Origin of the sequence: Buttiauxella sp. BIGb0471 (assembly GCF_024807715.1) — a bacterium.
Lineage (GTDB): Bacteria > Pseudomonadota > Gammaproteobacteria > Enterobacterales > Enterobacteriaceae > Buttiauxella > Buttiauxella agrestis.
This window is the reverse complement of sequence record NZ_JANUEU010000002.1, coordinates 456,122-479,250: the sequence shown is the minus strand read 5'-3', so window position 1 is coordinate 479,250 and position 23,129 is coordinate 456,122. Positions and strand designations below refer to the sequence as shown.

Here is a 23,129-nt window from a genome sequence, read left to right as displayed (position 1 = left end):
TGTGATGAATTTATAAATTAATGGACTATTTCAAGTAAGACTCAAATAGCTGTTGAGTTTTACTTGAAATGTACTGCACAGATAACTATCTGAATCTCTTAAAGTTAATTATTGGTCAACAAAATAGAATAAATGCCATTTGTGCTTCTAATATGTTTATCATTTATCGGAATATTAAATCAATAAATCTCTTTTACGCACCAGGCATTATAAATAAAAATGAATGCTTGAGTGTTATTTGCCTGGATACCAGCTTTCACCAATTATGTTAGCCAACAGCAAGCCGCTGTTACCCAATTAATTGTTAATCAGGATAATATTATGGCTACTAGTAAATTAATTCAGAAAGATGCGCTAACCCAGTCATCTTATGATGCGGATGGTTTTAACCCGGCAACAGAAACAGTGAAATACAGTTATACCTCAGCTCGCGTTACCAAGCCGGTATATAATAAATATAACACGACCAACAAACCTAAAGTTTTCGGTTATTACACTGACTGGTCACAATATGATGGGCGTCTGCAATCTGCCAGCGCCTCCCCTGAAGACCGTGGCCGTGGTTACGACTTAGCGAATGTCAGCCCAACCGCGTATGACAAAATCATCTTCGGTTTCCTTGGAATTGTGGGTGATACCACAGGTGAAAAAGCTGACACCATCGCTCGTGCGGCAAGCAACCTGAATAAGAAAAATGACCAGGCAACATTCCTTGATCCGTGGGGTGATTTCCAGAGCAGCGAAAACTGCGGCCTGAACGATCCAGGCTGGGCTGAGCTTTCTGTGGAAACAGCAACCCAAGCCAATGTCAAAGGTATCGTTGGCGGTCTGCGCGATTTGCAAGCCAAAGCAAAAGCCCAAGGTCATGACCTGGCGCTCTCGATGAGCATCGGTGGGTGGACGATGAGCAGTGGCTTCCACAATATGGCCAAAACTGCGGCAAGCCGTACTACATTTGCGAAAAGTGTCGCCAGTTTGTTTACGCGTTTCCCGATGTTCTCTGAAGTAGATATCGACTGGGAATATCCTGGTAATGCGGGAAACAATAATGCTTATGATGATACCGATGGTGCGAATTATGCGCTTTTGCTTGCTGAGATCAGCAAACAGTTAAAAGCAATTAACCGCTCTGATGTAAAAATCAGTATCGCCAGCTCCGCAGTCGTCGCCATCCTTGAAAAATCAGATGTTCCAACCCTGATGAAAAATGGTCTGTATAGCATTAACGTCATGACTTATGACTTCTTCGGCACCCCATGGGCAACCGAACTGTCTCACCACACTAACCTGCACGCGCTGGTTGAAGGTGGCTGGGGTATCGATACCATTGTTAACTATCTCCTGGCGAAAGGTTTCCCGGCCGATCGCATCAACGTGGGTTACGCGGCTTATTCCCGCAATGGCCAGAATGCCAAAATTGACAGTTTCTCCCCGCTGGCAGGCTCCTATGCACCGGTCGAAAACGCAACAACCACTGGCTCATTCGAGAGCGGATGCAGTGAATGGTATGACGTGATCAACTGCTATCTGGACCTGGAAAATCAGAAAGGCCGCAATGGTTTTGATGTTTATACCGATAAGATTGCTAACGCCGATTACCTGTATAACAAAAACACCAAACTTTATATGTCGATCGACACACCGCGCAGCGTTAAAGCGAAGGGTGAATATGTTGTGGAAAAAGGTCTGGGAGCGCTGTTTACCTGGACTATCGACCAGGATAACGGTGTGCTGGTGAACGCCGCGCGCGAAGGGTTGGGTTGCCCGATTGTCAAACAAGTTGTCGATATGAAGCCTTTCTACTTTGAAGGTATTAATATCGGCGGAAGCGTACCTGATGATGAACAACCTGAAACCAATACTGCACCGGTTGCCGATATCCAGCTCCAGGTCGTCAGTGGTTCCCGGGTCCGTTTGAGTGGTGCAGAATCAAGCGATGCCGATGACGATACCTTGACCTACAAATGGGTCGCCCCTGCAGGTATTGCACTGAGCAGCACCACCACGTCGACTATCACCTTCACCGCACCGGCCGTTGTCAGCAAAGCGAACTTTGACTTTACGCTGGTAGTAACAGATAGCCATGGTGCCACCTCGGTGAAGAAAGAATTTGTGCTCACCGTCTTTGGGGAAACCGCGGTTGATCCAGAACCAGTGCCAGATCCACAGCCGACTCCAGATCCAGAACCGACCCCGGAACCTACTCCGGACCCGGAACCAACGCCTACTCCAGAACCTGCAGGTAAATATGCGGAATGGATTGCCACCAAAATTTACAACACGGGCGATAAAGTCAGCCATAAAGGCCACGATTATTACGCTAACTACTGGACTCAAAACAACGAGCCAGGCAATCCAGAATTCACTGGCGAATGGTCACAGTGGAAACTGATCTAACCGTATAATTCACTAAAGTAGTATGCACTCATCAAAGCTAGCCAGAACGGGGCAAAATCTTGCCCCGTTCTGATTGCTGACAAAAGTAGTCTAAACTAATCCAACAACTACCCTATAAAGCTTTCACGACTTTCCTTCACAGGCCACCTCTTAAAGGATTTCGCCTCTCCAGTATTTCTAAAAAGACCACTATAGCGTTTTAGCAAGCAGGCTAACTTTCAGAAAGCTCACTCATGCAGGAGAGATTCTATGGCTAGTGAAGCGCAAAAAGTCGGGCTAGTCCCGGTGATGTTAATGGTAGCGGGAAATATTATGGGGTCGGGTGTTTTCTTACTCCCGGCAAACCTCGCCGCCACCGGTGGGATTGCTATTTTTGGCTGGATGGTGACGATAGTCGGCGCAATATCGTTATCAATGGTGTACGCCAAAATGTCCTCGCTCGATGACAGCCCCGGCGGTTCTTACGCCTACGCGCGTCGGGCGTTTGGTCCCTTCCTCGGCTATCAAACCAACCTGCTTTACTGGCTGGCGTGCTGGATTGGTAACGTCGCGATGGTGGTGATTGGTGTCGGCTATCTCAGTTACTTCTTCCCGATGTTAAACCAGCCGTGGCCGTTGACCGTCACCTGTATCGCTATTTTGTGGCTGTTTGTCGGGCTGAATATTATTGGCCCGAAAATGATCACCCGCGTGCAGGCGGTCGCCACGATTCTGGCGTTAATTCCGATTGTTGCCGTCGCCGTTCTGGGGTGGTTCTGGTTTAAAAGTGACACCTACATGGAAGCGTGGAACGTCAGCGGTAAAGGCACTTTTGGTGCGATTCAAAGTACCTTGAGCGTCACGCTGTGGTCATTTATTGGTGTTGAAAGTGCGTCAGTCGCCGCCGCCGTGGTCAAAAATCCTAAACGCAACGTGCCCATTGCCACCATTGGTGGGGTGTTAATTGCCGCAATTTGTTACGTGCTCTCCAGCACCGCCATCATGGGCATGATCCCCAACGTTGACCTGAAAGCGTCCGCATCGCCATTCGGTGACGCCGCGCGCATGGCGATGGGTCCAATGGCAGGCGCGATTGTTTCGTTTTGTGCCGCAGCCGGTTGTTTAGGTAGCCTCGGCGGGTGGACATTACTGGCAGGCCAAACGGCAAAAGCCGCTGCCGATGACGGATTATTTCCACCCATTTTTGCCAAAGTGAATAAAGACCAAACGCCCGTTGCAGGCCTGCTCATCGTCGGCGTGCTGATGACTATCTTCCAGCTCGCCAGTATCTCCCCTGATGCCACTTCGCAGTTCGCCGTGGTTTCCTCGGTCTCAGTCATCTTTACCCTGGTGCCCTACATTTATACCTGCGCGGCGTTAATGCTGGTCGGCCAGGGGCATATGGGTAATCAACGCCTCCCGTTCCTGTTTATTACGTTGATTGCTTTTGTTTACTGCATTTGGGCGGTGGTCGGTTCGGGCGCGACAGAAGTGATGTGGTCGTTCGTTGCCATCATGGTGATTACCGCGATGTACACCGTTAACTATAACCGTCGCCATAAAAACCCCTACCCGCTGGATAAACCCGTGGCTAACGATTAACTGGAGCTGGATATGCTTGATTTAGGCACGCATCAAAAACGCAAAATTCTGGTGGTCGACAGCAGTATTCAGGACGTTAACACCGCCAATGGACGTGCAGTGGCAGAGCTTATCGAGGCGCTGGAAGAAAATAACTTTGCCGTGATTTCAGCGGCAACCTTTGACGATGGCATCGCGACGGTGACGTCCGATGCCTCGCTGTGCTGCATCTTTGTGGACTGGACTTCCGGCGGCAATGACGACGAATCCCACAGCCAGGCCTTTGCGCTGCTGCAAACCATTCGGCGGCGCAATAAGAGTGTTCCGGTGCTGTTAATGGCGGAACACTCGTGCGTCGATACGTTAACGCTCGACTCCATGCGGCTGGTGAATGAATTTGTCTGGATGCACGAAGACACTGCCGAATTTATTGCCGCGCGCGCCCGCTCTCTGATTCAGCGCTATTACCAGCAATTGCTGCCGCCGTTTACTCGCGCATTGTTTAATTACACGCTGGAAAACCCGGAATATTCATGGGCCGCACCGGGCCACCAGGGCGGCGTGGCGTTTACCAAATCGGCGGTCGGGCGTGAATTTCTCGATTTCTTCGGCGAGAATTTATTCCGCACCGATACCGGTATCGAACGCGCCGCCATGGGATCATTGCTCGACCACAGCGGGCCAATCAAAGCCTCAGAAACCTACGCTGCCGAAGTGTTTGGGGCGCACAAAAGCTATTCAGTATTAAACGGCACCTCCGGCTCTAACCGCGCCATTATGCAGGCGGTAGTAGGCGAGCTTGAAATCGCGCTCTGCGACCGTAACTGCCATAAGTCTATTGAACAAGGCTTAGTGATGACCGGGGCGCTGCCGGTTTATTTCGTGCCAACGCGCAACCGCTTCGGCATTATCGGCCCCATCCCAAAACGGCAATTCACGCCAGAAAGTATTCGGGCGGCGATTGACGCCAATCCGCTGAAACACGAAGTGGTGAGTGATAAACCGGTTTACGCGGTCGTCACCAACTGTACTTACGACGGCATGTGTTATCACGCCGAAGCGGCGCAAGAGCTGCTGGCGCAAAGCGTCGATCAGATTCACTTTGATGAAGCCTGGTACGCCTACGCCCGCTTCAATCCGATGTACAAAGGCCGCTTTGCGATGCGTGGCGACCCGAAAGATTTCGATAGCACTGGGCCAACCGTTTTTGCCACTCACTCCACGCACAAGCTGCTGGCGGCTCTGTCGCAATCTTCCTACATCCACATTCGTAACGGCAAAAAACCGGTTGAGCACTCGCGCTTTAATGAGTCGTACATGCTGCAGGCCACCACTTCACCGCTGTATGCGATCATCGCCTCCAACGAAATTGGTGCAGCGATGATGGACGGTGGCCAGGGCGAAGCGCTGACGCAGGAAGTGATTGTCGAAGCGGTCGATTTCCGCCTCGCGCTGGCAAAAGTGCATGCGGCATTTGCCAAAAACAACGACTGGTTCTTCTCACCGTGGAACGCACCGACCATCACCGATACTGCGGGAAATGAAGTGCCGTTTGTCAAAGCGTCACGGGAACAGCTCACTACCGACCCCGCTTGCTGGACGCTGAAGCCCGGCGAAAAATGGCACGGTTTTGATCAACTCGAAGACGACTGGTGTTTGCTTGATCCTATCAAAGCCGGGATTCTGGCACCGGGTATGGGCGATGACGGCAATCTGCTGGAATCTGGAATACCTGCGGCAATGGTCACGGCGTATCTGGGCGAGCGCGGGATTGTGCCGTCGCGCACCACCGATTTTATGGTGCTGTGCCTGTTCTCCATCGGTGTCACTAAGGGGAAATGGGGGACATTAATCAACGTGTTGCTGGAGTTTAAAACCGACTACGACAACAACACGCCGCTCAAACGCTGCCTGCCGGACTTAATCAGCGCCGACGCTGCACGTTACGCAGGAATGGGGCTGAAAGACTTGTGCGATGAAATGTTTAACTACATGAAAACCAGCCAAATGGACAAACTTCAAGCCGAGGCGTTTGGCAATATTCCCGTTCCGGTGACGCGCCCGCGCATCGCCTTCCAGCAGCATATGGCGGGCAAAGCCGACCATTTACCTATCGACCAGTTACCCAACCGTATTTCGGCAGTGGGCGTAATTCCTTATCCACCGGGAATACCGATTGTGATGCCGGGTGAAAGCTTCGGCGATGCAGATGGCCCATGGCTGAAATACATAAGCAGCATCGCGCAATGGGGAGAAAAATTCCCCGGTTTTGAGAAAGAGCTGGAAGGTGCCGAACTGATAGACGGGGTTTATCACATTTGGGCATTGAAGCAGTAAAAATGCTTTAAAAACAGGTGGATGACGCGGCGCTTATCCACCCTACAAAATCACCTAATCACGTAGGTCGGATTAGCCGCAGGCGTCATCCGACAAAATCACCAACTCCGCACCAAAATCCGTGGGGAATGGCTGCTCACCGCAGCAGGCGATCAGCAACTCACCCACGGTAACATGATGCAAGAAACGGTCTGGCGGGCATAACGTCTGGAGCGGCAAATGGAGCTGATCCATTTGCCAGACCGTTCCCCCGCGCTGTTTAAGCACCGCTTCATGCGCCGTCCACAGCCGCCAGAACTGCGGGATGTGTTCCACTTCTGGCAAAGATTCCAGCCAGTCGCACAGGTTTGCGTCAAAGCTGTGGCGGGCAATCGCTATAAAACGCGCGCGCGGGCGGATTATTTCAAGATCACAGCCGACATCCCCTTCCCCCACCAGCACAGCGACACTTGCGCCGCTATTGCTGATATTAAATGCGGGCAATTGCGGGTGATGCGGTTTACCTTGCGCGCTGCGTTCCAGCTGAGGTAACGGGCCATTATTGAGCAGCATTGCCAATAACACTCTGGCCGCGATCCACTCATCCCGGCGACGCCCGCCAGGCGCGTCCTGTAGCAATTCAGCCGCCAGCCAGCGCGTAGCCAGCGCATCATCTTTCAGTTGGGCAACGTCACCCACCGCAAGGTGATAACCGTTTACTGCCAACGGCGCAGCACCAGTGAAGTGTTGATACCACCGAAGGCGAAGTTATTGCTTTGCACAAATTCAGTGTCGATTTTGCGCGCTTCGCCGATGATGTAATCCAGTTCACCGCAGGCTTCATCAGGCGCACTTAAATTCAGCGTTTCGGCAAACCAGCCTTCGCGCATCATTTCGATACTCATCCACGCTTCCAGCGCACCACAAGCCCCCAGCGTATGGCCGAGATAGCTTTTCAGCGAGGAGATTGGCGTGCGAGCGCCGAATACCGCCGCCGTAGCGTGGCTCTCGGCAATGTCGCCGCGATCGGTGGCGGTGCCGTGAGCATTAATATAGCCAATATCACTGGCCGTCAGCCCGGCTGAACGCAGGCCACGCTCAATGCAAATTTCCATGGTTTCTTTCTGCGGCTGAGTGATATGTGCCGCATCACAGTTGGTGTGGAAACCCACAATCTCGGCGTAGATCGTCGCACCGCGCGCCAGCGCATGATCCAGATCTTCAAGGATCAACGTGCCCGCACCTTCGCCAATCACCAGTCCATCACGCTGCACATCGAAAGGAGAAGGCGTGCTTTTTGGCCGATCGTTGCGCTGACTGGTCGCAAACAGCGTATCGAAAACCGCCGCTTCCGATGGGCATAACTCTTCTGCACCACCCGCAACCATCACGGTCTGGTAGCCGTGACGAATCGCTTCCCACGCATAACCAATCGCCTGGCTGCCTGATGTACACGCACTTGAAGTGGGGATCACGCGCCCGCGCAAACCAAAGAATAGCCCGGTGTTCACCGCAGCCGTGTGCGGCATCATCTGCACGTAAGTGGTGCCGGTGATATTGCGCGTGTGTTTCTCGGTCAGCATGGTGGCGAATTCGCTCACCGGGCCGGTACTGCCGGTAGAAGAACCGTAGGCAATACCGGTTTCGCCGCTGGTTAAAATCGGGTCATCCAGCAAACCGGCCTGAATGAGTGCAAGCTCGGTTGCACGTGTGGCAAGCAATGAAACGCGGCCCATCGCCCGGATGCGCTTGCGGGTGTAGTGCTCAGGCAAAACAAAATTATCGACAGGAGCGCCGAGCATCGTGTTCAGCCCGTCATAAATTTGCCATTCCGGCATCTGGCGTACGGCGTTTTTACCCGACTTCAAGCCCGTCGCCACATCCTGCCAGCTTTCACCAAACGCAGTGACACCACCCATTCCAGTCACTACAACACGCTTAATCACAACATACCTCCATTGATGGAGATAACCTGGCGCGTCACATAACCCGCCACGGGTGACATCAAATAACGCGCAAGCCCAGCGACTTCTTCCGGCTGGCCCATACGCTGCAATGGAATCAGGCGCATCGCTTCGGTTAACGCGGCCTCTTCCATTTCAATCATGCCGGTGTCAATCAAGCCAGGCGCGATACAGTTCACCGTGATTTTGCGCTTCGCAAGCTCAATGGCCAGCGCTTTGCTGGCACCAATAATGCCCGCTTTTGCGGCGCTGTAATTCACCTGCCCACGGTTGCCCATCAGACCTGAAACCGACGAGAGTGTGATAATTCGCCCTCCCGCTCGCAGGCCGATCATCGGCATGACGCACGGCTGGATAACGTTATAAAAGCTGTCGAGATTGGTGCGAATGACGCCATCCCAATCGTCATCGCTGAGTGCCGGGAACGCACCATCACGAGTGATCCCCGCGTTGTTCACCACGCCCCAATATGCACCGTGCTTTTCAATATCAGCTTCGATAACGCTGCGGCATTGTTCACGCTCGGAGCTATCAAATTGCATGACGCGACCTGTTCCGCCCTGAGTTTTAATCTCTTCAAGCGTTTGCTGTGCGCCCGCTTCGTCGCGATGGTAATGCACCACTACCGCAAATCCATCGGCGGCAAGCCCCAAAGCAATAGCCTTGCCAATTCCCTTACTGGCCCCGGTGATTAATACCGTTTGTGTCATCTTGCTGCCATCCCATTAAAATAATTTCTTTATTTATTATCAGATTAATTCTTTTTGTAGGGTGGATAAGCGTCAGCGTCATCCACCATTTTCGCCCGTGGTGTCGGGGGCGCTGCGCTTGCCCGACCTACAACAGCTTTCCTTTAAAATAATTGTTCTAATTCATTATTATCAGGCTGATACGTGTTGACTCGCCCGCTCGCCAGTACGTTTCCGTCTGCAAGAATTTGTCCTTCAAAACACCCAATTTTGTCATCACGCATTAGTAGCGTAACGTGACAATCCAGCACCGCACCTTGCGGGAAAAAACCTTCCGGGCAACGCAAACCCCGCCCGCCCAGCAGCATACCCACACGGCTTGCTTCTTCGCCGTTGTTGTTGGCATGCCAACCAGACCAGACGCCGACGGTTTGAGCCATCAGCTCAATGGCAAACCAACCCGGCAAATTCCCTTTCGCATCCAGGAACGGTGCCAACACGCCGCTGCGACTGACCGTCACGCGACACTGCGCGCTTTCTTGTTCCACCGCCACGACCGATTCGAGCAAACACATTGGCGCTTCGTGCGGCAAATAGTGGTGCGGGGCAAGAAAATCAGTCATCGGAAACTCCTAAAATCAGACTGGCATTGTTGCCGCCAAAAGCGAATGAGTTCGACAACATGATGGGTTTAGAGAATGCCTGCGGCGCGGTGAGTAAACCACAGCCCGCGAGGGTCAAGTCTTGATGCGTATCACTGAAATCCTGCGCGGGTAACGGCAAATCACCTGCCAGCAATAAATAACACAGTGCGGCTTCACAAGCGCCTGCTGCACCTAACGTGTGGCCGGTCAGGTGTTTCGTCGAGCTGCAAGGGATACGCTCACCAAAAAGTTGATTCACCACTTTGGCTTCGATTTCGTCATTCAGACGGGTGGCGGTGCCGTGCATATTAATATAGCCAATCTCATCCGCCGCGAGTTTTGCTTCCCGCAGCGCCATTTCAATGGCGCGAATCGCCCCGACACCTTCCGGGTGCGGAGCCGACATATGCCAGGCATCCGTCGATTCCCCAACGCCCAGCAACCGTACTTTCCCCGGCTCCTGGGTGAGTAAAATCAACACACCTGCTTCGCCGATGGAGATCCCGTTGCGCTCGGCGCTAAAGGGTTTACAGCGCACGTTGCTTAGTGACTCGAGGCTGCTAAAGCCGTTAATTGGCATTCGGCTTAATGTGTCCGCACCACCCACAATCGCGGCATCCACTATGCCCGACTCAATCAGCCGTTTGCCGGTAATGATTGCCCGCGCACTGGAGGAACAGGCGGTAGAAATCGTCAATGCCGGGCCAAATAATTGCAGATAGTCGCTGAGAAAACGCGATGGATCACCCAATTCTTGCTGACCGTAACGATAAGATTCGGGGGGATTTCCGCCGTGACTGCCGCTCACCATTCGGTCGCCTTCATCCAACCCGGAAGTGCTGGTCCCGAGAATCACCGCCACACGAGAATCGCCGTATTTCGCTATTGCTTCATCCACCTGCGGGCGAATTTGCGCCAGCGCCGCCAACAACAGACGATTGTTGCGGCTGTTGTATTGCCCCATTTCTTCTGGGATTTCAGGCAATTCACCCGTGACGCGTCCGACCCAACATTCGCCTTGTTGCAGCCAGCCTTCAGTATCTGGCCCCATGCCTGGCGCAACGCCTGCCTGCAAATTTTCCGCAATGTCTTCAAGATTGTTGCCCAACGCATTAACCATGCCCACGGCCGAAAAAGTAATCATGATTAGCTTTCCAGGTGCTGAATACGGATGACATAGCCGAAACGAAGATGGTGAACACTCACTGGCTGGCGGATTCCATCACGCATCAGATAGTGGATGGTTTCAATCAGCTCACCCTGGTCGTCGCGCAATTCACGGCGTGAATCAATATCTTTTAGCGTCCACCCCGCTGGCAATTGCTTCTGCCAGGCGCTTATCGGCCAGTAGCTCAACATAATATCGGCAAGCACCTGACTGGCTGGAGGCAATTGCGGAAGCGTGATGGATTGTTCGGTTTTAATCCCGCTCTGATCGTAGGTCAAACGGAATAAACGAATCCCCAGCGGGGACAAACCCGCCAGCATCACTTTCTGCTGATCGGCATTGAGCAGCACCATCAGCGATTGTGTTTTGCCCTTAACCTCCGCGCTTAATAGCTGCTGTTCGGTGATGGACGGTGAAATACCCGGCGCGGGTAACGCCACTAACGTACCCGGTTTTAACCACGCCTGCGGGCGAGTGTTATCCAGTTTTGGGGCACTGCATGCACTCAGTAAAAGCGCGCTAAACAAGACGGCCAATGTCGGTAGTTTTTTCATGATTCTCTCTTTCCCTTTCCCTGGGTGGATGGAGGTAAGGCTAAAGGTGCGGTTAAAAATGCGCAGAAGATCCCGCAACTCAACACAATGCCAAAGCTTGCGATGGCTTGCGTCTGGCTAAAGACCAGCATGCCTAAGGTGAAAAGCGTGGTCAGCAAGGCAACACTAATGGCCAGCAATGACGTCAGCGGTGTTCCACGCGGGTTGCTAAAGAACAAGGTGTAATTAATGCCAATTCCCAGCACCAGCATCAGCGCTAATAACGAGAACAAATTGAGTGCGTGCCCGCTGAAGGCGAGTGCCGCAAGACCACCGCCCAGCGATAACAGCGAAGGCACAACACTGAGCAAGCCTCGTTTCACGCCCAGGCGCAGCACGTAACTGAGCGCAATCGCCACTACCGCCGCAGCTAACAGCGTGGCCAGTAAACTACGGAAATGGCTGAATAATTCGTTGAACATGACTTTACGGTCAACCCAACTGACACCCGGAATTTTTGCCGCAATCTGGCCGAGTTGTTGGCTGTCGTGAACGCCACTCACAGGCACCAGCGCACCGCTTTTGCCATCTGGTAACGACAGCCACAGCAAACGCCAGCCGCTGCTGATCACACTTTTTTGCCAGACATCCGGCGTCACCGCCATTTGTTGCAGATTTGGCGCACTTACCGTAATCCCGCTTTGCGCGAGGCGTTTTTGTAGCACCGGAGCCGCTTCACGCAGCAATTGCAAATCGGCCTGCTGCTGTTCAAGGGAGGCAAGTGGGATCAGGCGATAGCTGTCGATGGCTTTATCGGCTTTCAACTTAGCCAACGCGGGGGCGAGTTTTTCCAGACGTTGCAGGGTTTGCTCGGCGCTGTCGCCGTAAACCACGAACCATTTTTGATCCATCCCCTGCCCGGTTAAGGCGGTTATTGCCTGTTCTTCACGAAGCAAATCTTGCGGGAGTGCCTGGAAGCTGGCGATATCGTCATTGATTTTTAATGATGCTATTCCGCCGAGGCTGATAACCAACAATGCGAGTGGTATTCCAAAACGCACCGCGTTGTTGTGTTGCCACGCGTCAAGCCAGGCGTTGAGCCAATGGCGGCAAGGCACCTGGCGGACGGGCAAACCGCGCACCGCAAACGGATACCAACACACCACCGTCAGGCAGGACGCAACCAAACCGCTGGCGGCAAATACCGCGAGCTGGCGAATACCGGGGAAAGGCGCGAGGATCATAATCAGATAAGCAATGGCGGTCGTCGCCAACGCCAGCAGCAATGCCGGAAGCACTTTGCGCAAACTGGCAATCGGTGAATTTTGCCCGCCGTGAACCATACGTTCGGTGAGGTAATACAGGGTGTAATCTGCCGAAACGCCGACGATACTCATACTCATCACCAGCGTCATCAGATGCAGTTCGCCAAAACACAACAGCGTGATGGTTGTACCCGCCAATGCGCCGATGCCGACAGAAGTGACACATAAAATGAGCGGGCGCACCGAGCGGAACACCAGCAATATCAACAACAGCACGCCAATAACCGTGGCAAGACCCAGCGTAGAAACATCGTGTTTGGCCTGCTGGCTGGCGTAATCGCTATAAAACAGCGTGCCGCGTGACATCACTTGTGCCTGCGGGAACTGCTGTTTCAGCTTTTGCTGCAAGGCTCGCAGTTGTTCAACCGCTTCGCGCCCTTGCTGCATATCAAAGGAAGAACCTTTGAGTTCGCCGTGCAGCAAATACCAGTAACGCCCTTGTTTATCACGCACCACCAGCCAGCCGTTCATCAGCCGCATCTGGCTTGCCGTCTGTTGTAGCGCCAGTTGCGAGCCACGCGTCAGCATCAGCGGGTCGTTGGTCAGCTCTTTACCGCTGACGCCGGAAAACGCCGAATAGAGTTGCGCTAATATCCATTGCGCCTGCGCTTCCCCACCGTTTTGTAAACGGCTGCGGGTCTGGGTATCCACCAGGCCATTACGGTGCTCGAAGTAGAATTTCCCCCACTCCTGCTGGCCTTTGGCATCCATCGGACCTTGCACGCCTTGCAAAAACGGCTGCTGTTGCAGTTGCGTTTGCCACCATGCTGCCGCCTCGTCATTCGGCTTATCGCCAGGGCTAACCATCCACATCATTTGCCTGTCGAGACGTTGCAAAAAACCGTTCTCGATTTGCGGCGGGATTTTCCCCAGGCTGCTGGCAGGCAGGAGCGAAAGCACGCTGCTGTCGAGCCTGGCTTTGGGTAGCGTCACGGCGAGCAATGCCACCAGCAGCGTGACGACAGCCAGCCAGCCCCATGCCAGGCGACGATGCACGTCAGAAGGTGAAGCGTTGCTGCTCTTCATGAGTCAATTTTCGCGGTTCCAGACGGTGGTTACTGAAGGTGATTTCGGTGAAATCGCCCTGCAAATCGTTTAACGCAATACGATTAAGATATTTGTCGCCCTGCAACGTAATGGTGCTGAAAAGCTTGTCGAGCGGCGTGGAGATTGGCGTTAAGACCAGTTGCCATTGGCCTTTGCCCTGGTCGGTAAACACGCTGGAAAAGTTTTCATCAAGCACTTTGCGGTCGGCCTGAAATAACGCGCGCAATAAATGGTTGAACTGGAACATTTGCGGGTTGCTGTCCGCGGTGATGATCTGCGGTGCCTGATTGCCCATGATTTGCGCCATGTGGCTATCATCGAGCACCAGCGTCATCGGGAAAGGATGCTGTTGTTGCCACCACAGCCCTTTGCTTTTTGCGATAAGCACTTCTCCGCTGGAATGCAGCGGTTGTGCCATGCCGCTAATCTGGCGGTCCTGCTGGAACTTCGCCCGCACAACTGGCTGCGAGGCAAAGCTGCGTTGCACGTCATCAAGCGTAATGGCACTCGCCGTACAGCTGATAAACAGCAAGGCCAAAAAAATGATTCTATTCATAACTCAAGCCCATGCGTTCAAAAAGGATCTGAGGGGAGACAAAACACATCTCCCCCGTTGTTGCTTCAACGGCAACCTGAATGGTGTAACCGGTAGTGGTGCGTTTTCCGCTTGCGGCATCGACAATTTCGTAGCCAATTTTCAGGCGGTTTTCGTATTCCAGCACCGTGGCCCGCACCAGTATTTGCTGTTCAAATTTCACAACATCACGGTATTTCACCCGTGTATCGACGACCGGCCAGACGTAACCCGACTCCTGCATGGCGCGATAACCGTAATCAAACTGCCCGAGCAGCGCTTCACGCGCCACTTCAAAGTAGCGAAAATAGTTACCGTGCCACACCACACCCATCGCATCGACATCATGGAATGGGACTTTAATACCGATCTCCACGGTAAAACGTGGGGAATTTAACATCCAGACTCCTTTTCCGGCGGCAATTGCCAGAAATCATAAAAATTAAACCAGTCGAGTGGCGAGCGCAGCGCGTAAAACTCAAGACGCTGCGCGTAAAAATCAATGTGCTCTTGTAACGCTTGTTGGCGCGTGGCGCGCGGCAACAATAGCGGATCGGCAAAGTGTTCTGCATGTATGCGCAGCTTGCCTTGTTCACGCAAGACCATCATCAGAATGACCGGGCATCTTAATGCGGCGGCAAGAATAAACGGCCCTTGCGGAAAGGGAGCTGGACGCCCCATAAACTCGCTCCAGCACACGCGCCGCTCGCCACCGCGCTGTGGATTTACCGCAATTCTGTCTCCGACGATAGCCACCCATTCTCCGGCTTCGAGCTTTTCTTGCAGCATCATGGCTGTTTCCGGGCCAATGTGGCTTACCGGCAATAAATTCACACCAGCCTGAGGAGCGATTTCTTCAATAATCTGGCGAAAACGCTGGGCGTGTTCGGTAAAGACTAGCGCATTAATGACCAGCCCGGCTTCAACCTGTGCCAGAGCGCGGCTGGCTTCGATATCGCCGAGGTGGGCCGCGAGAATGAGCTTCCCCTGCCCAGCCTGCGGCTGTAACACTTCACGGCTGCCGGGCGCGAATTCAATGTCGCGTCCCCAGATAATATCCCCACGCCAGGCAGCAATTTTGTTGAGCATCGCATCACCAAAACGTAAGAAATGGCGATAGCTATTTAAGCCATTCGGCAACGTGATTTGCTGGGTTTGCGCTTGTTCACGAACGCGTGCCAGCCATTGTTGCGAGGCTTTTCGTTGCGTGCTTCCCGTGAGCCACATCCACGCCACTACCGGATAAAGCAGAGCGTTAAATGCACGTCGCCCTAAGCGCTGGTAGATATTGAGCATCAGGCGCATTCCCGCCAACCCTTTACGTTCCGGGACTTGCGCCCAGTGGGCGCTTTGATGACGGCGGCGGGTCAGCAGCGTCGGAATGCGCGGCAACATACCGAAGAACAATCGCGTATGCATCCAGGAAATACGCACGTTATCGCGCAGCGCATCGAAATGTGAAATGCCATCTGGCGGATAAATCACCCGGGTGTGCAAGAAACGGCTGTCGGTCCCTGCCCAATACAATCGCACCATGATTTCGGTGTCGAAATCCATTCGTTTGCCGGGGCAGTGGCGGGCAATTACCGCAAGCGTAGCCGCCAGCGGATAGACGCGAAAGCCGCACATACTGTCTTTTAACGACAGGGATAACGTTTCAATCCATACCCAGACGTGGGTGATGTAACGCCCGTAAAGGCGCGATTTCGGCACGGATTCATCGTATTCCGGGGTGCCTGATATCAGGCTGGCAGGATGTGCGCGAGCTTCATCTAAAAAACGCGGCACATCTTCAATACAATGCTGCCCGTCGGCATCAAGTTGAATGGCGTGAGTGAACCCTGCCTGCGCCGCCGCTTTAAGCCCGGTCATCACCGCCTCGCCTTTACCCTGGTTGGACTCAAGCTCAATCAAGGTGACGCCGGTTAATTGCGCCAGCTGCTGTTTAGTCGCAGTTTCGCTGCCGTCATCAACAATAATGCAAGGCAGATCATACGGTTGCAGTCTGGCCACCACAGCGGCTATCGTGGTGCCGTGGTTGTAACAGGGGATCACCACGCAGGGGCGAAAAGCCGAAGGCGTTACGGGCATAGTTTGATCTTCCCGCTGCTGGCTGGGATCTCGCCTTGCTCAGTCAACAAGGTGTAAGAAAAACTCAGCACGTTGCGTTGCGCGTCCCATTGCAGATTCAGTCCCAGCTTGCTGCCCGGCACAATTGGCCGCTGGAATTTAACGCTATCAATCGCGCTAAAGCACATTCCCGGCGCCAGCTCCAGACCGTAAGCCATCACCCAATCCAACTGGGCGACGCCAGGCAAAATCGGCTGCGTGGGGAAATGCCCCAAAAACCAGCCTAATGTTGCAGGAACGTCCAGCTGTAAACACAGTTGGTGCGCCTCGGGTTGCGAGCGATTTAACTCAACGGGTTTCATCAAATAATTCCTGTAGTTGCGTCCATGCGCGTTTGCTTTGGCTATTGAGCGGAATGCGTTCGACGATACGCCAGTAACGTGGAATAGCGACCGGCTCAAGCCAGGCGCGGAGCGCGTCTCGCCAGCGCTGCTTATCTCCGCCTTGCTCACCAACGACCACTACCGCCCCCAGCGCAATGCGGTTTGCGCGCATAATTGGAACCACTGCCGCATCTTCAATCCCCGGTAGCATCAGCAAACGGCGTTCAATTTCACTGAGTGAAATACGCTTTTCTTCAATTTTTACAATGCGATCGCGGCGACCCGATAAACGAAAATGCCCCTGCGGCGTAAATTCGAGAATGTCGTCCAGTTGCACGGGGTTATTATCCGTTAATGGCGACGCAACCTGCCAGCCATCCTCTTGCGCAATAAAATTCACTAACGGGAATGGCTGCCAAACAGGTGCCAATTGCGAATGTTCCCGCCACGCCAGCACGCCCGTTTCAGTGGTGCCATAAATTTCTGAGACAGGCTGTTTAAGCCAGGCTCGCGCCATTTTCGCCGTGTCGTCATCCAGCTTTCCGGCCGCGGAAATCACTCTTTTCACATCAGGTGGCGTCAGATTGATATCAAGGCGCTTTAAAAATGCCGGGCTGCTGATGAACAGCAGCGGGTGCGAAGAGTGAGCGGCAAGTTGTTCCGGGAAGTGGATCATCGCCGCATCGCCCGGCAAACCGAGCGCCATTGGCAGCATGATGCGGAAGGTAAAACCGTAGAGATGCTGGTGCGAAACCGACCCGACCACGCGGCAGTTGCGTAAACTGTCGCCCCACAGCGCAGCAAGCCAGGCAATTTCTTCATCCAGAGCTTGTAATGATTTGAATATTTGCGCGGGTTCACCCGTTGAGCCGGAAGTGAACAGCACCACGCCGGCAGTGGCAGGAATGGGTTCAAACGGTTGAACCGGCATGCAGATTAAACCTTGCGGGTTAATCACCGGGCAACTGAGATTGAGAGCGGTATCGCTCATCACACCGTAGAAATGGGTTTGCTGCTCGCGCAGTTGTGCTTCACGACGATGACCGGGAATAACCGGCGTTTTTCCGGCGTGAAGCGTGGCTAATAGCGCGGCAAGGAAATCGTAACTGTTGTCAAAACAGAGCGCCCAATGCTCACCTGGCTGAGTCTTCAACCAGCCGTAAATGCGCTGCACGTCATTGATTAAATCGGCCTGAGTCCAGAGCTTTTGCCCTGCAAACGCCACAACATGTTGCGGGTGACGATTTGCGTAAAGCCACTGCGCCAACGGCAAAGGGTTATTCATAACGTCGTTTCACCCGTATCCGGACCAGCCATTCACAGGCAAATAATAGCCCCATCAATAGATAGCTAATCATTCCGTTCCACAGCGTCCACCAATGAACGTTCCCCGCAAGGCAGGTAAACAGCGACACGCTGCCATTAATGATGAAGAACACACACCAGACTTGAGTCACGCGGCGGGTATAACGCACGCCTGCTGGCGGGAGGTTCCCTTCGCGCAAGCGTGCCAGGCGCTCGACTATCGACATGCTGCTAAACAGCGACGAGCCAAATAACGCCAGCATGACGCCATTAACGACCACCGGATACCACAACAACAGTTGCGCTTCACGCATCCAGATGCTGGCAACGGACAACGCCGCGCCCGCCATCGCCAGGCCTTTAAAGGCGCGGCTCAAGGCTCCGGTTTTGCCCCGTAAGGTACACAAACGCAGCACAAAACACAGCGCCAGAATCGGCAGCAAAATGTGTAATTGGGGATATGAGATGACTAACCAGACGGCAAAGGGCCAACCGATGACGGCCAGCCCTCCAACAATACTGAGTGCACGTTTTGCCAGCACGCGATTAAGACTCGCTATGCAAACGCTCTACCGCGTCTACGACATCCTGTACGGTGCGAACCGTTTTGAAATCTTCCGGCTTGATTTTTTTACCGGTGCGCTTTTGCAAATGAACGACCATATCGACTGCATCAATGCTGTCGAGATCCAGGTCTTCATATAAACGAGCCTGCGGGGTAATTTGTTCAGGAGACAGTTCAAATAACTTCACCAGTAACCCAGTGACTTCCTGATAAATATCGTCTTTATTCATAACGTACTCGTGGTTTCATTCAGGCGCTGTGCGCAGGGTTTTGACTCTTAATAAAGGCAGCGAGATTGGCGACGGAATAAAAATGTTCGCGCATCGCTTCATTTTCAGCGGATAACACCACGCCGAAACGTTTTTTAACCGCAAGGCCCAATTCCAGTGCATCAATGGAATCAAGTCCAAGGCCATCCTGACCAAATAAGGCAGCCTGACTTTCAATCTCATCAACACTGATCTCTTCCAGATTCAGAGTGTCGATAATGAGTTGTTTAATATCGGTCTCTAAGGATTCCATAGTTACATCCGAGTTTTAATGAGGATCAGGTACCAGTTCCTGACACAAATATTGGTTCAGACGACGGGCCGCAAGTGCGGAGGCTTCGTCATGATTCGCCATAAACCCCTGGCTTTCGATCCGCTGCTTTACACTCACAGTGATCATAGGTTTACGCTTGGGTATCTGATACCAGCGGCTATGTTTATCCAAATAACGTTGGTCACAATAAATATGGACGATTCGTAACGGACAGCCACTGCGCACCGCAATATTGGCCGCACCGCGCTGAAGCACCAGCGGTTCTCCAGGTTTTGTGCGCGTTCCTTCGGGGAAAATCAATATCGCCTCCCCTTCCGCCAGCCGCTTTTGGCTCTCAGGGAGTAATGTTTCGCCCTGACTGTTAACCAGGTAATCCGCAGCCTTTATGACACCACGGAAGCAGGGATTTTGAATCAGGCTCGCTTTCACCAGACAACCAATGTGGGGTGCCTGGGAGGCGATAAATACGTAATCCAACAGTGTCGGGTGGTTCGCAACAATCAAACATCCGCGATCGTTTGTGAGCTGTTCGAAACCCTCAAAACGGTAATCGAATACGCCAAGCCCGCGTCCGATGCGTAAAAATAACCGGAAACTGGCAGCAATGCTACGACGCGCAATCTCGCGGCGTTTGGGTTTATCGCGCACACACAGCAACAGAAAATTAAACCAGACGAGCGTAAGTAGCAGACCACCGCTACCAAATAGCACGAATAACCAGCCGGTCATCAGCACGCGCCAGTACCATTTAATGCGCAGCCACATTAATGACGACTCCAGCGCCAGTCCATACGCTCACCCGGAAGAGTGAATGCAGCCTTTTTACTCAGCCAGCCATGCAAAAACGCCAGACCCTGCGGCAAATTTTGTGGTTCGCTCATTCGACATGGTGTCGCTTCACAGCAAATTTGCGTGCCTGCTTCCAGTAACAACGCGACGGAGAACGGGATATTTACCGCTTCTCCGGCAAGGTGCGGGTGGTAAAATTCGGGTATAAGTCCGTCAAAATCCACCAGCAATACCCGTTTGTAACCCGCATGATGCAGAGCAGCCACTTCGACTAATGCTTGCGCAAAGCTGTCGTATCCCGCAGAAACCGAAGAGGAAACCAGTGCCTGGCGGGCTGCAATGGTGGTATTACCCACCGCTGAGTTATGAACTGACATGGCAAAATCTGTGGGCGACAGGCTTTCACCTTCGGCAAGAGCCGTCAAAATTCGAAAGTTGCGTTCCAGTTCACCATGGCGACTGGAGAAAACCAGGGCATCAACCTGATGGCGAGACAGTATTGCCAGCGCACAATCCACCGCAAGGCGGCTGCCCGAAGCCAGGCGACGCGCGGTCATCATCGGTAAATGGCGACATTTAGCCACCGGCGCGTCCGATGCGATGACCGCCGGGCCGTTGCTCCACGCCTGCCACTGTTCGTTTTCAGATAAACCAGGGGCACTAGCCTGCCAGTCGACAATATTAAACGCTAACTTCATGCTCAGTACCATTTCCCGTCTTCGACGACCAGCCAGATATATCCCGCGCGAAGCATCAAGACAACGATAAGAATCTTAATTTATAAAGATTTTTCTCAAGGCGCTTATATTTCGAGCTTTATTAATTAACAAGCGGCGGGAATAGTAACAAAAATAGCCATAAAATAAATACTGCTAAGATAAATCTAAAGGCCCATAGCTTCCGGGCCTTTAGTTTTAACGATAGGTAACTTCCAGAATAGCCAATTTTCGTGCGGAATCGAGATAGCGAATGTTGGTAGAAACCGGGGTATCCGCGCCCACAGAGAAATCATTGAGTTTATTAAATGCAACAGTTTGCACGACTGGCTTTCCATTTTGCGAACAAGAGAACTGAACAGATTGTTCCTGCGGCGATAAACGACATCCATCTTCGACTATTGAGCCCTGAAAGTGAATCACACCGCCGTCTGCGTGTGCGTTAAATAACGGGAATGCAAATATGGCTAATGGCAAGAGCATTGAACGTCTAAGGCTTGATGTTTTCACACTATGGACTCCTCAACTAAGTGGTATGAGGGTTATCGGCAAAAAACTGGCGAACTACAGATAAAACCTGGTTCAAATAAGAAATAAATGCCACATATGCGCAACAATAATTTAACTTAAGGGAGGAAAAGTTAAACATGCCCCGGCGGGGCCCATTGTTTTTCCAGATGAATATCTTTTCCGTCGGTCACTGTCACCGTGATGGTGACGTTGTCTCCAGGCGAAATATTGAGACTCAAACGGGATAATTTGGCGGGTTCGTTGGCTTTGATAAAGACCTGGCTGCTTTGGCTACTGTTACTTTGTCCGGCGGTACCCGAACGTTGTGCCGTGAGCTTGAATTGGCACTGACAGTCCTGAGTTAATGTCGCGACGGGTACAATGGTATAGATATTTCCCTGCTGCTGAGTGTCAAAACTCAGCTGATTACCGAGGGCCGCAAGCAATAATAAAGTGTGCATTTATATTCCCCTCCCATATAAAAAAACAGGGCATAAGCCCTGTTTTTATATAGTGCAAAATCTCAATTAATGCTGTTGAAGATTTGCACCGTTGCGGTAGCCAACCTGGGTCAACTCAATGGAAGAGCCAGCGGCTGTTTGGTTAACAGTTGCACCGTTTCTTGAACCATATTGGCTAACATCAATGGTTGAGCCTTTAGCTTCCCATTGATCAATTGTTGCGTTGTTATTAGAACCTTTTTGCAGCAGGTCAATAGAGGCGTTATCAGCACCCTGGCCAACATCAGCACCGTTGCCTACACCATATTGTTTAATATCTACAGTAGATTTTTTCGCATCAGCTTGCAGCGCAGTTACGTTGTTATTTGCACCGTGTTGGTACACTTTCATTTCTGATTCTGGGCCATTGTTATTACCACCACCGTGACCTGGATTCCAAGGGAATTGAAGGCCTGATGCCATTGCACTGCTTGAAACCACCACTACTGCGATTGCTGCGATTTTGAAAAAGTTCATGGTGAAACCCCCATTGTATTGAGAATGTTAGTCTAAATAGTCATGTATTAGCGTTGAATTACGCGTACCGCCATTTGAGACTGTTTCTGTACAACAACTGCTGATTTTTGCGTGCCCTGTTGAATAATGCTTGCCCTATTAGCAGTACCTTTCTGAATAATAAGTGCGGCATTACCCGACGATTGTTGCTGAATATCCGCGTCATTGCCGTAGCCTGTTTGCGCAATATAAGCAACGTTGTAACTCCCTGATTGATCGACGTTCGCGCGGTTTCCAGCACCTGTCTGATTTACCACCGCTAACTGCCGGGTTCCATTTTGGTCAACATGTGAATTATTATTGTTCCCATATTGACCGACTATTGCTGCCTGATTGAATGAACTTTTGCTTAATTCATTTCTAGCAAAGTTATATTCCGATTTTGCGAGGTCAGGATTATTCGCAAATACATAACCAGGCGCACCCAGCAATGCTAACATCATAAATAACGATCTGTTTTTCATGTTGTCACCCTGAGTCTGGATGCAGCCATTGAAATACTTCTTCCAATTTAAACTGCTGCCTACTTGTTAACGCTAACGATGAAAGGTTATTGCTGCGTTACGGAAATGAGTATGTCTGTCGAAACATTTAAAATACCTCACCCGCACGTTGTATTTTGATATTTCCACTCATTACAAAGCATGAGATAAATAAAAAACACCAAACACAACAAAGGCTTCCTGAAAGATAATTTTCATTAGCCTGCAACCATTTAAAATACCCTCTCTAATCAAGCCTGACTTTGCCGCCTGGCTGAGTTTCCAGAGTCAACCCTGGCAATTTTTAGCTGCCTCTGTCACGAAGATGAGTTTTCTTAAGATAGTGTTCAACGGAGAGTGTAACCTTCACTATTTACATATGTTAAGTTTCAACATGCAGATAATAAAAATCAATTATTTGATATAAATCAACATATTACAATCATTTGTATGATTTTTAAAACTGTGCAATTTATAATATGTGTACAACTTTAGTATTAAAACTAAATAGTAAAAACATTCAGTTGCAACAT

Annotated in this window: 24 protein-coding genes; 3 read left to right on the top strand and 21 right to left on the bottom strand. The window is 51.8% G+C overall.

The genetic code is table 11. The features are described 5' to 3' along the window. The first annotated feature begins 321 nt into the window (after nucleotides 1–321). The 3 genes from M2371_RS08750 (at nucleotide 322) to M2371_RS08740 (ending at nucleotide 6,294) form a co-directional block, all read left to right on the top strand. The gene (locus M2371_RS08750; RefSeq protein ID WP_259267479.1) at nucleotides 322–2,397 is read left to right on the top strand and encodes a glycosyl hydrolase family 18 protein; all 2,076 of its coding nucleotides are present in this window, start codon (nucleotides 322–324) and stop codon (nucleotides 2,395–2,397) included. Nucleotides 2,398–2,646: 249 nt separating this feature from the next. Beyond that, the gene (adiC, locus tag M2371_RS08745) at nucleotides 2,647–3,978 is read left to right on the top strand and encodes an arginine/agmatine antiporter (RefSeq protein ID WP_172894892.1); all 1,332 of its coding nucleotides are present in this window, start codon (nucleotides 2,647–2,649) and stop codon (nucleotides 3,976–3,978) included. 12 nt (nucleotides 3,979–3,990) lie between these two features. Next, the gene (locus M2371_RS08740; RefSeq protein WP_259267478.1) at nucleotides 3,991–6,294 is read left to right on the top strand and encodes an Orn/Lys/Arg decarboxylase N-terminal domain-containing protein; all 2,304 of its coding nucleotides are present in this window, start codon (nucleotides 3,991–3,993) and stop codon (nucleotides 6,292–6,294) included. A 72-nt stretch (nucleotides 6,295–6,366) separates the two neighbouring features. Here M2371_RS08740 and M2371_RS08735 read toward each other — a convergent pair whose 3' ends face one another. The 21 genes from M2371_RS08735 to csgB form a co-directional block, all read right to left on the bottom strand. Beyond that, entirely contained in the window at nucleotides 6,367–6,999 is a 633-nt protein-coding gene (locus M2371_RS08735) for a 4'-phosphopantetheinyl transferase superfamily protein (protein ID WP_259267477.1), read from the bottom strand. Continuing rightward, nucleotides 6,990–8,219 carry a beta-ketoacyl-ACP synthase gene (locus M2371_RS08730; protein ID WP_259267476.1) on the bottom strand — a complete coding sequence of 410 codons (1,230 nt, stop codon included), beginning with the start codon at nucleotides 8,217–8,219 and terminating at the stop codon, nucleotides 6,990–6,992. The genes M2371_RS08735 and M2371_RS08730 overlap by 10 nt, the downstream gene beginning before the upstream one ends. Continuing rightward, nucleotides 8,216–8,947: a 3-ketoacyl-ACP reductase FabG2 gene (locus M2371_RS08725; protein ID WP_172894899.1), complete on the bottom strand. Its 732-nt coding sequence runs from the start codon at nucleotides 8,945–8,947 to the stop codon at nucleotides 8,216–8,218. Before M2371_RS08725 ends, M2371_RS08730 begins: the two co-directional genes overlap by 4 nt. A gap of 143 nt (nucleotides 8,948–9,090) precedes the next feature. Next, the gene (locus tag M2371_RS08720) at nucleotides 9,091–9,549 is read right to left on the bottom strand and encodes a hotdog family protein (protein ID WP_172894901.1); all 459 of its coding nucleotides are present in this window, start codon (nucleotides 9,547–9,549) and stop codon (nucleotides 9,091–9,093) included. Then, nucleotides 9,542–10,714 (bottom strand): beta-ketoacyl-[acyl-carrier-protein] synthase family protein, encoded by a 1,173-nt coding sequence (locus M2371_RS08715; protein ID WP_259267475.1) that lies wholly within the window; start codon nucleotides 10,712–10,714, stop codon nucleotides 9,542–9,544. The genes M2371_RS08720 and M2371_RS08715 overlap by 8 nt, the downstream gene beginning before the upstream one ends. A 2-nt stretch (nucleotides 10,715–10,716) precedes the next feature. Then, complete coding sequence (locus tag M2371_RS08710) at nucleotides 10,717–11,292, bottom strand: DUF3261 domain-containing protein (protein ID WP_259267474.1); 576 nt, start codon at nucleotides 11,290–11,292, stop codon at nucleotides 10,717–10,719. Beyond that, nucleotides 11,289–13,622, bottom strand: a complete 2,334-nt coding sequence (locus M2371_RS08705; RefSeq protein ID WP_259267473.1) for an MMPL family transporter — start codon at nucleotides 13,620–13,622, stop codon at nucleotides 11,289–11,291. The genes M2371_RS08710 and M2371_RS08705 overlap by 4 nt, the downstream gene beginning before the upstream one ends. Continuing rightward, nucleotides 13,594–14,199 carry an outer membrane lipoprotein carrier protein LolA gene (locus M2371_RS08700; RefSeq protein ID WP_259267472.1) on the bottom strand — a complete coding sequence of 202 codons (606 nt, stop codon included), beginning with the start codon at nucleotides 14,197–14,199 and terminating at the stop codon, nucleotides 13,594–13,596. The genes M2371_RS08705 and M2371_RS08700 overlap by 29 nt, the downstream gene beginning before the upstream one ends. Further along, on the bottom strand, nucleotides 14,192–14,617 hold the full coding sequence (locus M2371_RS08695) for a thioesterase family protein (RefSeq protein ID WP_034494455.1): 426 nt from the start codon (nucleotides 14,615–14,617) through the stop codon (nucleotides 14,192–14,194). The genes M2371_RS08700 and M2371_RS08695 overlap by 8 nt, the downstream gene beginning before the upstream one ends. Beyond that, nucleotides 14,611–16,308, bottom strand: coding sequence for a glycosyltransferase (locus M2371_RS08690; RefSeq protein ID WP_259267471.1), 1,698 nt, complete (start codon nucleotides 16,306–16,308; stop codon nucleotides 14,611–14,613). The genes M2371_RS08695 and M2371_RS08690 overlap by 7 nt, the downstream gene beginning before the upstream one ends. Further along, the gene (locus M2371_RS08685) at nucleotides 16,299–16,649 is read right to left on the bottom strand and encodes a hydroxymyristoyl-ACP dehydratase (RefSeq protein WP_259267470.1); all 351 of its coding nucleotides are present in this window, start codon (nucleotides 16,647–16,649) and stop codon (nucleotides 16,299–16,301) included. The genes M2371_RS08690 and M2371_RS08685 overlap by 10 nt, the downstream gene beginning before the upstream one ends. After that, nucleotides 16,636–17,955, bottom strand: coding sequence for an AMP-binding protein (locus M2371_RS08680; protein ID WP_259267469.1), 1,320 nt, complete (start codon nucleotides 17,953–17,955; stop codon nucleotides 16,636–16,638). Before M2371_RS08680 ends, M2371_RS08685 begins: the two co-directional genes overlap by 14 nt. Beyond that, nucleotides 17,948–18,517: a hypothetical protein gene (locus M2371_RS08675; RefSeq protein WP_259267468.1), complete on the bottom strand. Its 570-nt coding sequence runs from the start codon at nucleotides 18,515–18,517 to the stop codon at nucleotides 17,948–17,950. The genes M2371_RS08680 and M2371_RS08675 overlap by 8 nt, the downstream gene beginning before the upstream one ends. 4 nt (nucleotides 18,518–18,521) lie before the next feature. Continuing rightward, the gene (locus tag M2371_RS08670; protein ID WP_034494447.1) at nucleotides 18,522–18,770 is read right to left on the bottom strand and encodes an acyl carrier protein; all 249 of its coding nucleotides are present in this window, start codon (nucleotides 18,768–18,770) and stop codon (nucleotides 18,522–18,524) included. Between the two features lie 19 nt (nucleotides 18,771–18,789). Then, nucleotides 18,790–19,062 (bottom strand): phosphopantetheine-binding protein, encoded by a 273-nt coding sequence (locus tag M2371_RS08665; protein WP_172894915.1) that lies wholly within the window; start codon nucleotides 19,060–19,062, stop codon nucleotides 18,790–18,792. Nucleotides 19,063–19,077: 15 nt separating this feature from the next. Next, on the bottom strand, nucleotides 19,078–19,848 hold the full coding sequence (locus M2371_RS08660) for a 1-acyl-sn-glycerol-3-phosphate acyltransferase (RefSeq protein ID WP_259267467.1): 771 nt from the start codon (nucleotides 19,846–19,848) through the stop codon (nucleotides 19,078–19,080). Continuing rightward, nucleotides 19,848–20,570 (bottom strand): beta-ketoacyl synthase chain length factor, encoded by a 723-nt coding sequence (locus tag M2371_RS08655; protein ID WP_259267466.1) that lies wholly within the window; start codon nucleotides 20,568–20,570, stop codon nucleotides 19,848–19,850. The genes M2371_RS08660 and M2371_RS08655 overlap by 1 nt, the downstream gene beginning before the upstream one ends. A gap of 216 nt (nucleotides 20,571–20,786) precedes the next feature. Next, the gene (locus M2371_RS08650) at nucleotides 20,787–21,098 is read right to left on the bottom strand and encodes a hypothetical protein (protein WP_232062477.1); all 312 of its coding nucleotides are present in this window, start codon (nucleotides 21,096–21,098) and stop codon (nucleotides 20,787–20,789) included. Nucleotides 21,099–21,229: 131 nt separating this feature from the next. Then, nucleotides 21,230–21,559, bottom strand: a complete 330-nt coding sequence (csgC, locus tag M2371_RS08645; RefSeq protein ID WP_172894920.1) for a curli assembly chaperone CsgC — start codon at nucleotides 21,557–21,559, stop codon at nucleotides 21,230–21,232. A gap of 66 nt (nucleotides 21,560–21,625) precedes the next feature. Continuing rightward, nucleotides 21,626–22,075, bottom strand: a complete 450-nt coding sequence (csgA, locus tag M2371_RS08640) for a curli major subunit CsgA (RefSeq protein WP_172894922.1) — start codon at nucleotides 22,073–22,075, stop codon at nucleotides 21,626–21,628. Nucleotides 22,076–22,122: 47 nt separating this feature from the next. Further along, entirely contained in the window at nucleotides 22,123–22,578 is a 456-nt protein-coding gene (gene csgB / locus M2371_RS08635) for a curli minor subunit CsgB (protein WP_034494432.1), read from the bottom strand. Nucleotides 22,579–23,129 lie beyond the last annotated feature (551 nt).